12 protein-coding genes are annotated in these 13932 nt (G+C 58.7%); 9 read left to right on the top strand and 3 right to left on the bottom strand.

What is annotated here, in order from left to right:
• Position 1 precedes the first annotated feature (1 nt).
• The 3 genes from AC2FD8_RS00165 to AC2FD8_RS00155 are packed head-to-tail and all read left to right on the top strand — an operon-like array spanning position 2 to position 3765.
• Entirely contained in the window at positions 2-1084 is a 1083-nt protein-coding gene (locus tag AC2FD8_RS00165) for a microcin C ABC transporter permease YejB (protein WP_496853957.1), read from the top strand.
• Positions 1085-2191 (top strand): ABC transporter permease, encoded by a 1107-nt coding sequence (locus tag AC2FD8_RS00160; RefSeq protein ID WP_496853959.1) that lies wholly within the window; start codon positions 1085-1087, stop codon positions 2189-2191.
• Complete coding sequence (locus tag AC2FD8_RS00155; protein ID WP_496853960.1) at positions 2188-3765, top strand: ABC transporter ATP-binding protein; 1578 nt, start codon at positions 2188-2190, stop codon at positions 3763-3765. Before AC2FD8_RS00160 ends, AC2FD8_RS00155 begins: the two co-directional genes overlap by 4 nt.
• Positions 3766-3784: 19 nt before the next feature.
• Here AC2FD8_RS00155 and AC2FD8_RS00150 read toward each other — a convergent pair whose 3' ends face one another.
• On the bottom strand, positions 3785-5713 hold the full coding sequence (locus AC2FD8_RS00150; protein WP_496853961.1) for an elongation factor G: 1929 nt from the start codon (positions 5711-5713) through the stop codon (positions 3785-3787).
• A gap of 213 nt (positions 5714-5926) precedes the next feature.
• Positions 5927-7282, bottom strand: coding sequence for an oxygen-independent coproporphyrinogen III oxidase (hemN, locus tag AC2FD8_RS00145; protein WP_496853962.1), 1356 nt, complete (start codon positions 7280-7282; stop codon positions 5927-5929).
• 61 nt (positions 7283-7343) lie between these two features.
• Here hemN and fnrL point away from each other — a divergent pair, with 61 nt between their 5' ends.
• Positions 7344-8087 (top strand): transcriptional regulator FnrL, encoded by a 744-nt coding sequence (gene fnrL / locus AC2FD8_RS00140; protein ID WP_496853963.1) that lies wholly within the window; start codon positions 7344-7346, stop codon positions 8085-8087.
• A 77-nt stretch (positions 8088-8164) separates the two neighbouring features.
• Here the strand turns inward: fnrL and AC2FD8_RS00135 are convergent, their stop codons facing one another.
• Entirely contained in the window at positions 8165-9004 is an 840-nt protein-coding gene (locus AC2FD8_RS00135; RefSeq protein WP_496853964.1) for a universal stress protein, read from the bottom strand.
• Between the two features lie 193 nt (positions 9005-9197).
• Here AC2FD8_RS00135 and ccoN point away from each other — a divergent pair, with 193 nt between their 5' ends.
• From ccoN to AC2FD8_RS00110, 5 genes are all read left to right on the top strand, one after another.
• Positions 9198-10805, top strand: a complete 1608-nt coding sequence (gene ccoN, locus AC2FD8_RS00130; RefSeq protein ID WP_496853965.1) for a cytochrome-c oxidase, cbb3-type subunit I — start codon at positions 9198-9200, stop codon at positions 10803-10805.
• A 14-nt stretch (positions 10806-10819) separates the two neighbouring features.
• A complete protein-coding gene (gene ccoO, locus AC2FD8_RS00125) occupies positions 10820-11548 on the top strand; it encodes a cytochrome-c oxidase, cbb3-type subunit II (protein ID WP_496853966.1) in 729 nt (242 codons plus the stop codon).
• 11 nt (positions 11549-11559) lie between these two features.
• The gene (locus AC2FD8_RS00120; RefSeq protein WP_496853967.1) at positions 11560-11766 is read left to right on the top strand and encodes a cbb3-type cytochrome c oxidase subunit 3; all 207 of its coding nucleotides are present in this window, start codon (positions 11560-11562) and stop codon (positions 11764-11766) included.
• Positions 11763-12626 (top strand): cytochrome-c oxidase, cbb3-type subunit III, encoded by an 864-nt coding sequence (gene ccoP, locus AC2FD8_RS00115; RefSeq protein ID WP_496853968.1) that lies wholly within the window; start codon positions 11763-11765, stop codon positions 12624-12626. Before AC2FD8_RS00120 ends, ccoP begins: the two co-directional genes overlap by 4 nt.
• 382 nt (positions 12627-13008) lie before the next feature.
• On the top strand, positions 13009-13887 hold the full coding sequence (locus tag AC2FD8_RS00110; protein WP_496853969.1) for a LysR family transcriptional regulator: 879 nt from the start codon (positions 13009-13011) through the stop codon (positions 13885-13887).
• Positions 13888-13932 lie beyond the last annotated feature (45 nt).

The following is a 13932-nucleotide window of genomic DNA, read 5'->3' as shown; positions in this document are numbered from 1 at the left end:
TATGGGCGCCTATATTCTAAGACGCCTGTTGCTGGTCATCCCGACCCTTCTGGGCATCATGATCGTCAATTTCACACTGGTACAATTCGTGCCGGGTGGTCCTATCGAACAGATCATCGCGCAGGCCCAGGGCCAGGGGGATGTGTTTGAAGGGTTCGCCGGTGGCGGAGAGGCGGGCGTCGACACCAGTGGCAGTGACGAGACCTATGCCGGCGCGCGTGGTCTGCCGCCTGAGTTCATAGCTGAGCTGGAGAAAGAGTTCGGGTTCGACAAACCTCCGCTTGAGAGGTTTCTGAGTATGATGGGCAACTATCTGACGCTGGATTTCGGCCAAAGCTATTTCCGGTCGATCAGCGTGATTGATCTTGTGCTTGAGAAGATGCCCGTGTCGATCTCGCTGGGTCTATGGTCGACCTTGATCGCCTATCTGGTCTCGATCCCGTTGGGCATCCGCAAGGCGGTCAAAGACGGGTCGCGGTTTGATACCGTAACCAGTGGCGCAATCATCGTGGCCTACGCTATTCCCGGTTTCCTGTTTGCCATCCTTCTGCTGGTCCTGTTTGCCGGTGGCTCCTACTGGCAGATTTTTCCGCTGCGGGGGCTGACCTCGGACAATTGGGACAGCCTCAGCCTTTTGGGCAAGATCGCCGACTATTTCTGGCACATCGCGCTGCCGATCATCGCCCTGACCATTTCGGCCTTTGCGACGCTGACGCTGCTGACCAAGAACTCGTTTCTGGATGAGATCAAGAAGCAATATGTCATGACCGCCCGCGCCAAGGGTCTGAGCGAGCGCAAGGTTCTTTATGGTCATGTTTTCCGGAACGCGATGCTGATCGTGATTGCGGGCTTTCCAGCGGTTTTCATCGGTGTCTTCTTCGGAGGGTCAATCATTATCGAGACGATTTTCTCGCTGGACGGTCTGGGTCGCCTTGGGTTCGAGGCTGCGGTGGCGCGGGACTATCCGGTGATCTTTGGCACTTTGTTCATCTTTGGTCTGATGGGGTTGGTTGTCGGCATCATCAGCGACCTGATGTATGTGCTGGTCGATCCTCGCATCGACTTTGAGAAGAGGGAGGGCTAAATGGCGCTTTCCCCCCTGAACCAACGGCGTTGGCGCAATTTTCGACGCAATGGCCGGGCCTTCTGGTCGCTGATCATCTTCTCGGTGCTGTTCGGCCTGTCGCTCTGCGCTGAGTTCATTGCCAATGACAAACCGATCCTGGTGCAATATCGTGGTCAATTCTACACGCCGATCTTCAACTTCTATCCCGAAACTGAATTTGGCGGCGATTTCCAGACCGAAGCGATCTATCGCGACCCCGAGGTCCGCTGCCTGATCGACAGCGGCGGGATCGAAGACTGTTTCGACGACCCCGAAGGTATCATCGAGCAGATCGAGGCCGGGACATATCAGGCCGAAGGGTTTGAACGGGGCTGGTCCATCTGGCCGTTGATCCCTTATTCCTTCAACACCAGCGTTGATCGTCCCGGTGCGGCCCCCTTGCCGCCGAATAGTCAGAACCTGCTGGGAACGGATGACACCAAACGGGACGTGCTGGCGCGCGTGATCTACGGTTTCCGCCTGTCGATTCTATTCACTTTGATGGTGACCGGCGTGGCCAGTCTAGTTGGCATTTTCGCAGGGGCCATTCAGGGCTTCTTTGGCGGCTGGCTGGATTTGATCCTCCAACGGATCATCGAGATATGGTCCGCGACCCCCTCTCTCTATGTCATCATCATCATGTTCGCCATTCTGGGCCGAAGTTTCTGGCTTCTGGTGATCCTGATGATCCTGTTCAGCTGGACCGGATTGGTGAGCGTTGTAAGGGCCGAATTTCTGCGGGCGCGCAATCTGGAATATGTCCGCGCCGCGCGGGCGCTGGGCGTGGGCAACATGACCATCATGTTCCGCCACATGCTGCCCAACGCGATGGTCGCGACGCTGACCTTCATGCCCTTCATCGTGACTGGCACGATTGGCGGGCTGGCCTCGCTGGACTTTCTTGGCTTCGGCTTGCCATCCTCGGCCCCTTCGCTGGGTGAGCTGACCTTGCAGGCCAAACAGAACCTGCAAGCGCCGTGGCTGGCCTTCACCGCCTTTTTCACCTTTGCCATCATGCTGTCGCTGCTGGTCTTCATTTTTGAAGGCGTCCGCGATGCGTTTGATCCCAGAAAGACCTTCTCATGAGCCTTTTGGACGTAAGCAACCTCAAGGTCTCGTTCCGGCAGGACGGGCGGGTTTCGGCTGCGGTCAAAGGCGTCTCGTTCACCGTGGATCGGGGTGAGACCGTTGCGCTGGTGGGAGAGTCCGGTTCGGGGAAATCGGTGACGGCATTGTCGACGGTGTCGCTGCTGGGCGACAGTGCGATGGTAGAAGGCTCGGTCAAATATGACGGGGCCGAGATGATCGGCGCGTCGGAAGACAAGCTGATGGAGGTGCGCGGTAACGATATCAGCTTTATCTTCCAAGAGCCGATGACCTCGCTCAACCCGCTGCACACGATCCAGAAGCAAATGGCGGAATCGCTGGCCTTGCATCAGGGCTTGGCCGGGGATGCCGCGCGCAACAGAATTGTGGAGTTGCTGAACAAGGTTGGCATTCGCGACCCCGAAGATCGTCTGGACAGCTATCCGCACCAGCTTTCTGGCGGGCAGCGGCAGCGTGTGATGATTGCTATGGCGCTGGCCAACAAACCGGATGTTCTGATCGCGGATGAACCGACGACCGCCTTGGATGTGACCATTCAGGCGCAGATCCTAGAACTTTTGGCCGAGCTGCAGAAATCCGAGAACATGGGGATGCTCTTCATCACCCATGACCTTGGCATCGTGCGTCGGATCGCCGACCGGGTCTGTGTGATGAAAGACGGTGAGATTGTCGAAACCGGGATCACGGCTGAGATTTTCGACAACCCGCAGCACCCTTACACGCGCAAACTGCTGGAGGCCGAGCCTTCGGGGCACCCCGATCCCGTCGCGGCGGACGCGGAAGAGGTCGCCCGGACCGATCACCTGAAGGTCTGGTTCCCGATCCAGCGTGGCTTTCTGAAACGCACGGTCGGCCATGTAAAGGCCGTAAACGATGCGACGTTCAGCGTGCGGGCTGGGGAAACTCTTGGGATTGTCGGCGAGAGTGGTTCGGGCAAGACGACGATGGCGCTGGCCATCATGCGGTTGATCGCGTCCGAGGGTGGGATCACCTTCCGCGATCAGGATGTGCGCCGCTGGTCCACGCGAGAGTTGCGGCGCCTGCGCAAGGACATGCAGATCGTGTTTCAGGACCCGTTCGGCAGCCTGAGCCCGCGCATGACATGCCAGCAGATCATCGCCGAGGGGCTCTCTATTCACAAAGTCGACCCACATCGCGCCCCGCGCGAGCTGGTGGCTGAGGTGATGACAGAAGTGGGTTTGGACCCGGCCTCGATGGACCGGTACCCGCATGAGTTCTCGGGCGGGCAGCGTCAGCGGATTGCGATTGCACGGGCTATGGTTCTGCGTCCGAAACTACTGGTTCTGGATGAGCCGACAAGCGCGCTGGACATGACGGTGCAGGTGCAAATCGTTGATCTTTTGCGCGATCTGCAGCGGAAATACGGGTTGGCATATCTGTTCATCAGCCACGATCTGAAAGTTGTGCGGGCGATGTCCCACAAGGTCATCGTCATGCGCAACGGCGACGTGGTCGAAATGGGCGCAGCCGAGGATCTGTTTGAAAACGCGCAAACAGAATACACCCGTGAACTGATTGCGGCGGCGGGCTAAGGCCCGCCTCGCGTTTCCCTCAAACGCTGGCTTTCTCGCGATCGGCGGATTTGGGGACCGGTCCGCGCAACTCTTCATAATGATCGAAGCTCAGATTGACCCACCCCGTTCCCCGCGTGGCACTGGCGAGGGTTCGGTGCAACTCATCTTGCGCCACGGCGGGAAGTTGGGCGTTGAAGATCTCCCAACCTGAGGCATTCGGATTGCCCTCGAACCCTAAAACCTGCCCTTGCAGCGAACTGATCGTTGGAACCAGATCTCCGACGAAATCTGACGGCAGATGAATCTCGGCCGTGAGAATCGGCTGAAGCACGACGGGTTTGGCCTGCGGCAACGCCTCGCGCACCGCGTTCTTGCCCGCCGTCCGGAACGCGTAGTCCGAACTATCGACATTGTGGTGTTTGCCGTCGCTTAGGGTGATTTTGACATCTACGACCGGGAAGCCTTCGGGGCCTTGTGCCAACGCGTCTTTGGCCCCGTGCTCAACGGATGGGATGTAGTTTTTCGGCACCGCACCGCCCTTCACGACCTCTTCGAACTGAAAGCCCGAGCCGCGGGGTAGAGGTGCCACCGAGATCACAACGTCGGCGAATTGTCCGGCGCCGCCCGATTGCTTGCGATGACGGTGGCGATGTTCGATTGGCGTACGGATGGTTTCGCGATAGGCGGTCTCGACGGGGTCGGTTTCGATCTCGATCCCGAAATCTTCCAGTAGCTTGGCCGTCACGCGCCGCATGTGTTGTGGACCCTGAGAGCCGAGTACAGAATGTCCGCTCAGCTCGTCTTGTTCCATATGCAGCCCGGGGTCGATCTCAACCAAGCGACTCAGAGCGTTAGACAGGCGCACGTCGTCGCGCTCATGCGCGGGTGAGACGACTTGCCGGTGCGCAACTGGATGCGAAGACGCCCAATCTGGAAGCGGCGTAGCCGACCGGCTGTCATAGATGTATCCGGGGTTCAGGTGATCAGACTTTACCGCAAGCCCGATCTGTCCGGCCTCTAACGCGCCGATCTGTGTTTTGGCGTCTAGGCTCGTCAAATTGCCGACCGTTTCGCCTCCCAAAGCCTCATGCGCTTTGACGCCATCGCCCAGCCCGCGCAGCACGGTGATCTTGCCGATATGTTTCTTCACATCCGCAAAGCCCGCAATGGCACGCGCGTTGTCTGCGGCCTCATCCCGCCCGGCGGCGATATCGAACTCGGGCGCTTCGTGCCGCAGGGCTTTCATCAAGCGGGTCAACCCGTTGCCACGTTGCGCGGCCCCCAGGCAGGCCGGAATCAGCTGGTGATTTTGCAGGACCTGAGCGGCCAGATCGTAGATCTCGGCGCTGGGCGGCTGCTTGTCTTCGATCAGCTGCCCCAGCAGATGGTCATCGAAATCGGAAAGCGTTTCCAGCAATTCAGTACGCGCTTCCTGTTCGCGGTCCTCGATGGATTGAGGCAGTTCGATCAAGGCCGACGGCTGGCCTTCCTGATACTTCCACGCACGTTCCGAGATCAGATCGACCGCGCCTATGATTGCATCGCCGTCGCGGATCGGGACCTGCCGCAAGGCGATGTGATGGGTGCAATAGGTCTGCAAGGCTGCGATGATGTCGCGGATACGGCCATTGGGGTTGTCCATTCGGTTGATGAACAGAAAACAGGGGATGCCTGCCTCTTCCACCAGCCGCAGGTACGGCGCGCATAGAACGGCGGCGTCCGGGTCGGGCGGGACGACGACCACGGCGGCGTCCGAGATCGCCATGGCTGGTCCAACATAGGCCAGCGCATCGCCGCCGCCATCCACGTCAACCGCGCACCACGGTTCGTCCAAATAAGAAAAACCGTGCAAATGCACGGTTCCGGAGATGTCGAATGTTGTCGGGCGCCCGTCGAGGCGGCTGATGGCCTCGACCAGAGTGGACTTGCCCGATTGACTTGGGCCTAGGACGGTGAAAACGCGCATATGTGCTGTCCCTCTTTCAGGTTGCAGAGTGGCTGCACGAAAGGGGCTGCCTTGCGCAAATGCGTTGGCATGGTCTGTCTGCGGATTGCCTGCCTCGGGCTGTGGACCTGATCGAAGACCCACGCCCCGAGTGTGGAGAAAACACCAGCCTTGCGTCAAGCCCCCGTTCGGGATCGGCTTGGGCCCGCCGAATACCGGGCCGCGTGCTCAAGGTCAGATCGCAGAGCTATGTCCGGCTTTGCTCAGGTCATAGGCATCAAAGCTGCGGGCGATCATTCGGGTCAGTGCTCGCGCCTCGGATGGGATGAACAGCCCGTCTTCGGTGACGCGCAACAGGCCGTCAAATCTTGCGTTCACCTCGGCATACATTTTGTTCAGCTCGGCGCTGGATACATCGTAGCCGCGCAGCATCTCTGCCGAGTCGACGCGGAAATCGCACATCAATGCTTCGATCAGACGGGCACGCAGCACGTCCTGTCCTTTGAACAGGTGCCCACGTGAGGTTGAGAACTGACCGTCGCGGATCGCTTTGGTGTGGGCCGAGGTCGCGGGGTTGTTCTGTGCATAGCCCTGCGGAAAGCGCGAGATCGAGCTTGCGCCGACACCGATCAGAACCTCGGCCTGATCGTCCGTATAGCCCTGGAAATTGCGCTTCAGTTGGCCCGCTTTCAGCGCTTCGGTCAGCCCATCCTGCTGCGTTGCGAAATGGTCGATCCCGATCTCGGCGTAGTTGTCCCACATAAACAGACGGCGCGCGGTTTCGAAAAGGTCAAGACGCTGCTGGGGCGTTGGCAGTGCCTCGGATGGAATGAGTTGCTGCCGTTTCGCCATCCACGGCACATGGGCATAGCCATAAAGCGCGACGCGATCCGGGCTGAGCGACAGAAGCTTCTGCACGCTTTCGGTCATCCGCGCTTTGGTCTGATGCGGCAGGCCAAACAGGATATCGGCATTCAGGCTGGTGATCCCGCGCGCGCGGATCATATCCACCGCATCCCGCGTGGTGTCGTAGCTTTGGATGCGCCCGATGGTTTTCTGGATCTCGTCATCGAAATCCTGCACTCCGATCGAGGCGCGGTTCATGCCCGCTTCGGCCAGGACATCCAGACGCGCTTCGTCAATCTCATTCGGGTCGATCTCGACCGAGAACTCGGCATCCGGTCCCAGCGGCACGATATTCAGAATATACCGCGCCAGATCGCGCATCAGATCGGCATTCAATAGGGTCGGGGTGCCGCCGCCCCAATGCAGGCGGGATAGAACCACCCCTTCAGGCAGGCGTGCGGCCAGCAGGTCCAACTCGGCCTTAAGAACGTCTACATAGGCGACCACGGGGCTGTCGGTTTGCGTGCCTTGCGTGCGGCAGGCGCAGAACCAGCACAGGCGCCGACAGAAGGGCACATGGATATAAAGCGAGATGGCGCTGCCGGGTTCAATACTGGCGATCCAGTCACCAAAAAGATCAGCCCCCACGTCATTGCTGAAATGGGGTGCGGTCGGGTAGCTGGTGTAGCGAGGCACTTTCGCGTCAAAAAGTCCAAGCCTTGCCAATTGTGATTTATCGATCATGGGGATACGGTTAAAGAACTCAATTCTTGGTTGCTTTGATGGAGATCAAGTAGGGAAGCGAATGTCAGTAGAGCTAAAAATTGATCATTCCAATTGTGACGAATGTCCTATTCGCCACCGAGCTGTCTGCGCCCGGTGCGACGCGGATGAGTTGCAAGTTCTTGAGAGTATTAAATATTATCGCAGTTTCGAGGCAGGTCAGACGATCATTTGGTCGGGCGATCAGATGAATTTTGTCGGCTCGGTCGTGTCGGGTATCGCGTCTCTGACCCAGACGATGGAGGACGGGCGGACCCAGATGGTGGGCCTGTTGCTTCCCAGTGATTTCGTCGGGCGACCAGGACGTGATTCTGCGCCATATGACGTTCAGGCCACCACAGATGTTGTGATGTGCTGCTTTCGCAAGAAGCCGTTCGAAGGGTTGTTGAATGAGACACCTCATATCGCGCATCGGTTGTTGCAGATGACCCTAAATGAGCTGGACGCCGCACGTGAATGGATGCTTGTTCTGGGCCGCAAAACGGCGCGGGAGAAGATTGCCAGCCTGCTGTCGATCATCGCGCGCCGGGATGCTTCGATCACCCAGAAAGGGCTGTCAGGCCCGATCGTGTTCGACCTGCCGCTGACGCGTGAGGCGATGGCGGATTACCTCGGTCTGACGCTTGAAACGGTGAGCCGGCAGATTTCTGCCCTGAAAAAGGACGGGGTTATCGTGCTAGAAGGCAAGCGCCACGTCACCATCCCAGATTTGGGTCGCCTTATGGAAGAGGCCGGCGACGACTCGGACGGAGGGTTCCTCGTTTAGCGTCGCCACCTGCCAGTCATCTACCAAAGCGATCGAGCCGCCCCGCAGGGCGGCTTTTTGTTTGGGTCAGCACGCGATCAGTGCGCCATGAAGACCGGTACAGCGGATTGTTCCAGCATGTTGCGCGTCGCACCGCCAAGGATCGCTTCGCGAAAGCGGGAATGGCCGTAGGCGCCCATGACAATCATGTCTGATTCCGTGTCCGTGGCGTGGCGGTTCAGAATGTCCGATACCCGCGTCATGGTTTTGCTGAGGACTTCGATATCGCACCGGACACCGTGCCGGGCGAGCATCTGAGACAGCATGCCACCCGGATCAGAGCGGTCGGGCCCATGGCGTGGCGGGTCGATCACCACTATACGCGCCAGATCGGCGTCTTTTAGAAATGGCAGGGCGCAGCGCACCGCGCGCATGGCCTCGACGCTTTCATTCCAGGCAATCATGATGTTCTTGGGGTTCGAAACAGGTTGGGCATTGTTCGGGACAACCATGACCGGCGCATGGCCTTCGAACATGGCAGCCTCGACAATCGGCTCCGCCTCGGCGCCGCGCCCTTCGCCATAGGGATGCGGCAGTACGACCAGATCCGAGAACCGTGCCCGATGTGCAACGTGGCGTCCGATATCCGCAATCTGGGCGACCCCGTTTTCGGCCGACCAGCGTGCGCCGGTTTTTTCCAGAAGCCCCTGAGCAAAGCTTAGCAGTTCATCGGCTTCGGCGTTGGCCCTGCTGAGGGTTTCCTGAAGGATCAAAGCATTCGCCCCGGCGTAGTAATACCCTGTCTGACTGCGATCGACGCCCAGGCACAAGGCCTCGGCATGACCATCCTGTGCTTCGGCCAATGCCGCTGCCTGAGACAGCGCGGCCTGCGCATTCGTGGTTTCCGTCATGATTGTGAGAATTGATTTGTAAGCCATATCGACCTCGTATTTCGAACAGCCGGTTTAATAGGGTCGGCACCCATCCACATGACCATGGGTGTCACAGAAAACAACGGATTGTCTTGACTCAGATCAAAGCGGCAGTGGGCGTTCTTCTACATTACGGGTCACAGTCAAAAAGGTTCTGTGCGGCACGCAAATCGCGCAGGGCAGGGTAAAGGGACGCAATATGTCGAATTACATCAAGCTGATCGTGCTTGGTCTGGTCGTGCTGTTTGCAGCGATCGGGTCCAATTATGCACGCGATTTGGCGTATCAGGTGCATGCGATACTGGTGATGATCATCGCCGGTGGTCTGTTCATCTGGACGCTTCGAAACACGGATGAGCCAGATATTCTTGTCGATCGCTCGGGCGAGTACATGGATGGCGTGATCCGCTACGGCGTGATCGCAACGGCCTTCTGGGGCGTGGTCGGGTTCCTGGCGGGAACCTTTATTGCGTTCCAACTGGCCTTTCCGACGCTCAACTTTGAATGGGCGCAGGGCTATCTGAACTTTGGCCGGTTACGTCCGCTGCACACCTCGGCCGTGATTTTTGCCTTTGGAGGCAACGCTCTGATCGCGACCTCGTTCTACGTGGTTCAGCGCACCAGCGCGGCGCGCCTTTGGGGCGGAAACCTGGCCTGGTTCGTGTTCTGGGGCTATCAGCTGTTCATCGTTCTGGCCGCGACCGGATATGTTCTGGGCGGCACGCAGTCCAAGGAATATGCCGAGCCTGAGTGGTATGTGGACCTGTGGCTGACCATCGTCTGGGTCGCCTATCTGGCTGTCTATCTGGGCACGGTCATCAAACGCAAAGAGCCGCATATCTATGTGGCCAACTGGTTCTACCTGGCCTTTATCGTAACAGTCGCGATGCTGCACCTGGTCAACAACATGACCATCCCGGTCAGCATCTGGGGTTCGAAATCGGTTATCGTCTGGTCGGGCGTGCAGGATGCCATGATCCAGTGGTGGTATGGCCACAACGCTGTGGGCTTCTTCCTGACTGCGGGCTTCCTGGGCATGATGTACTACTTCATCCCGAAACAGGCCGAACGTCCGGTGTTCAGCTACAAGCTGTCGATCATCCACTTTTGGGCGCTGATCTTCCTGTATATCTGGGCCGGTCCGCACCACCTGCACTATACCGCGCTTCCCGACTGGGCCTCGACGCTGGGCATGGTGTTCTCGATCGTGCTGTGGATGCCGTCCTGGGGTGGTATGATCAACGGTCTGATGACCCTGTCTGGCGCATGGGACAAACTGCGCACCGACCCGATCATCCGCATGATGGTCATTTCAGTCGGCTTCTACGGCATGTCCACCTTCGAGGGTCCGATGATGTCGATCCGTGCGGTGAACAGCCTCAGCCACTACACCGACTGGACCATTGGTCACGTACACTCGGGCGCGCTGGGCTGGAACGGTATGATCACCTTTGGTGCGCTGTACTATCTGGTGCCTGTCCTGTGGAAGCGTGAGCGTCTGTACTCGCTGCAGATGGTCAGCTGGCATTTCTGGCTCGCCACGATCGGCATCGTTCTCTATGCCGCGTCGATGTGGGTCACCGGTATCATGGAAGGCCTGATGTGGCGCGAAGTGGATGCCAACGGCTTCCTCGTGAACTCGTTCGCTGACACCGTTGCCGCCAAATTCCCGATGTATGTGGTTCGCGGTCTGGGTGGGGTTCTGTTCCTCGCTGGCTCGGTGGTCATGTGCTACAACCTGTGGATGACTGTACGTAAGGCACCGGCCAAAGAGGCCAGCCTGACCGTCGCAGTCCCGGCTGAATAAAGGAGGCCGGAGCAATGGCAATTCTTGACAAACACAAAGTGCTTGAGACCAACGCGACCCTTCTGCTGATCTTCAGCTTTCTGGTCGTGACAATCGGTGGCCTCGTTCAGATCACCCCGCTGTTCTATCTTGAGAACACCATCGAGAAGGTGGAGGGCATGCGCCCTTACACCCCTCTCGAGATGGCGGGCCGTGAGATTTACATCCGCGAAGGCTGCTATGTCTGCCACAGCCAGATGATCCGCCCCATGCGGGACGAGGTCGAACGCTACGGCCATTACTCGCTGGCGGCCGAGTCGATGTATGACCACCCGTTCCAGTGGGGATCCAAGCGGACCGGACCTGATCTGGCACGTGTTGGAGGGCGGTATTCGGACGATTGGCATGTACGCCACCTGCGCGATGCGCAATCGGTGGTGCCGGAATCGGTGATGCCGAAATATGGCTTCCTCGAAAACAGCAAGATCGATGGCAAGTATATCGGCGACATCATGGCGGCAAACGCGGTGGTTGGTACTCCGTACACCGACGAGATGCTGGAGAACGCGCAAGCTGACTTCCGCGCGCAGGCCGATCCCGACAGTGACTATGACGGGCTGTTGGAGCGCTATGGTGACAAGGTGAATGTCCGCAACTTCGATGGTCAATCCGACCTGACCGAAGCTGACGCGCTGATCGCCTATCTGCAAATGCTGGGCACGCTGGTCGATTTCTCGACCTTCACGCCTGACGCAAACCGCTGAGGGAGAGTGCAATGGAAGAATATACTCTCCTGAGGCAGTTTGCAGATAGCTGGATGTTGCTTCTGCTGTTTGCCTTCTTTGTTGGCATCATCATCTGGGTGTTCCGCCCAGGCGCCAGCAAGGAATACAGCGACACCGCCAACATCCCCTTCCGGCACGTCGATGCGCCTGCACCGCAGCAAGACCAACCCGCCACATCCAAGGAGGCGCGGCCATGAGCAAGATACCTGATAAACAGCCGGGTGACCCGAATACAACCGGTCACAGCTGGGACGGCATCGAAGAATTTGACAACCCGATGCCCCGCTGGTGGCTGTGGACGTTCTACGCCACGATCTTCTGGGGGGTAATCTACACGATCATGTATCCCGCATGGCCACTGGTTCAGTCGGCAACAGCTGGTATCACGGGCTGGTCATCACGGGCCGAAGTCCAGCAGGAGCTGGTCTCGTTCGAAGAGGCCAACGCCCCGTGGAACGCCAAGCTGGTGGATACCCCGCTGGAGGACATCTCGGCTGACCCTGAGTTGCAGCAATATGCCGTCAACGCAGGCAGCGCCGTGTTCCGCACTTGGTGTGCGCAATGTCACGGCTCGGGCGCGCAGGGTGCGGCGGGCTTCCCGAACCTGTTGGATGACGCATGGCTGTGGGGTGGTACGATGGAGGATATCCATTTCTCCGTCAGCTACGGGATCCGGAATGAGGAAAGCGACGATGCACGCTATTCCGAAATGCCCGCCTTTGGTGAGCTTCTTGAAGAAGAAGAGATCAATCAGGTGGTCCAATACGTGATGTCGCTGACCAATGCGCAGACCGACGATGCGGCCGCACAGGCAGGTAAGGTTGTCTTTGAAGACAATTGTGCCGCGTGTCACGGCGAGGACGGCAAAGGCGATGTCTTCCAGGGCGCGCCGAACCTGACCGATGCCATCTGGCTCTATGGTGGCAGCGAAGAGGCCTTGACCGAGACGGTGAATTACAGCCGCTTTGGTGTGATGCCCAACTGGGACACCCGCCTGACCGAGGCGCAAATCCGCGCCGTGACCGCCTATGTCCACCAATTGGGTGGCGGCCAGTAAGGCGGCAAGAATACCTTCGGGCGGCTTGCTGCCCGAAGGTCCCGGCACCGGCTGTTCCATCTGTTCGCGCGTTTCCTGAACAGCCGGTGCCTATTTCCAAACCTAAACCAGTACAGGCCGCGTTTTAAAGGTTGTCAAGATTGACCGTGCGCGGGTGCTTCTTCCACCAATGATGCTCGGGCAACCAGCGTGTTTTGTTGCGGGTTGGTTTAGGTGCGTCCCTGAGATGGGGCTCGTTGATCCGTGTCGCGGTCATGAACGATTTCGCAAAAACACTCAGCATAGGGGTTTCCTTTCGCGTTTTCTGTGTGCGTTTAGGATGATGTTTCGCTGTACAGGATGCGAGCCAATTGCTATGTCTAAATGTAAGCTGGGATTACATATGAACTGGTTGAAACTGCCTCCGCTCTCGTCCCTTCGCGCTTTTTCGGCCTTTGCTGAGAAGGGGGGTGTGGTGCAGGCAGGCGCTGCGCTGAATGTGAGCCATGCAGCCATAAGCCAGCAATTGCGCGTACTGGAAAAGCATATGGGCGTCGCTCTGGTGCGGCGCGGTGGAAAATCGCTTTCCCTGACACCCGAAGGCACACATCTGGCACGTGCGGTGCAGCTTGGGTTCGGCTCGATCGGCGCAGCCGTGGAAGAGGTAATGAGCGCAGGCGGCGCCCGTCCGGTTCACGTGTCGCTGACACCTACGTTCGCCGCCTCGTGGTTGATGCCGCGACTGCCGGAATTTCAGGCCAAATACCCTGAAATCAGCCTGACGATCGACCCTTCTCCGCATCTGGTGGAGCTGACGCCGGGCGGTGTCGATGTCGCGATCAGGTACGGCTCCGGTGGGTGGCCCGGTGTGGACTGCGAAATGCTGCTTGAAACCCCTTTTGTTGTCGTCGCAGCGCCCAGCCTTCTGGGTGGCCAAACGGCGTGGACGCCGGAAGAGTTGAGCCAGCTGCCTTGGTTGGAAGAGTTCGGCACCACCGAGGCCTCGACCTGGCTGGCCAGACGTGGGGTGGATCATCCACCTCAGGGGCGGCGCATCTCGCTGCCGGGGACCTTGCTGCTTGAAGGCTTGCGGGCCGGGCAGGGCGTTACGGCCACGGTGCGACATTTCGTCGAACAAGACATCAAGGCGGGCCGCCTTGTCGAACTCCATACTGAGCCTGAAAGCAGCGGATACCATGTTTTAACGGCCAAAACGCCTCTTAGACCGGCGGCAAAGACCTTTGTCAGCTGGCTGAGGCGGCAGGCGGGTGACGCGCAGTAAAAGATGATTGTCCGATGCCCGTTTTGACCCATGTCAATGCTTGCA

Source organism: Ruegeria sp. YTSC192, from assembly GCF_059609705.1.
This window is presented reverse-complemented; position numbering and strand designations above follow the sequence as displayed.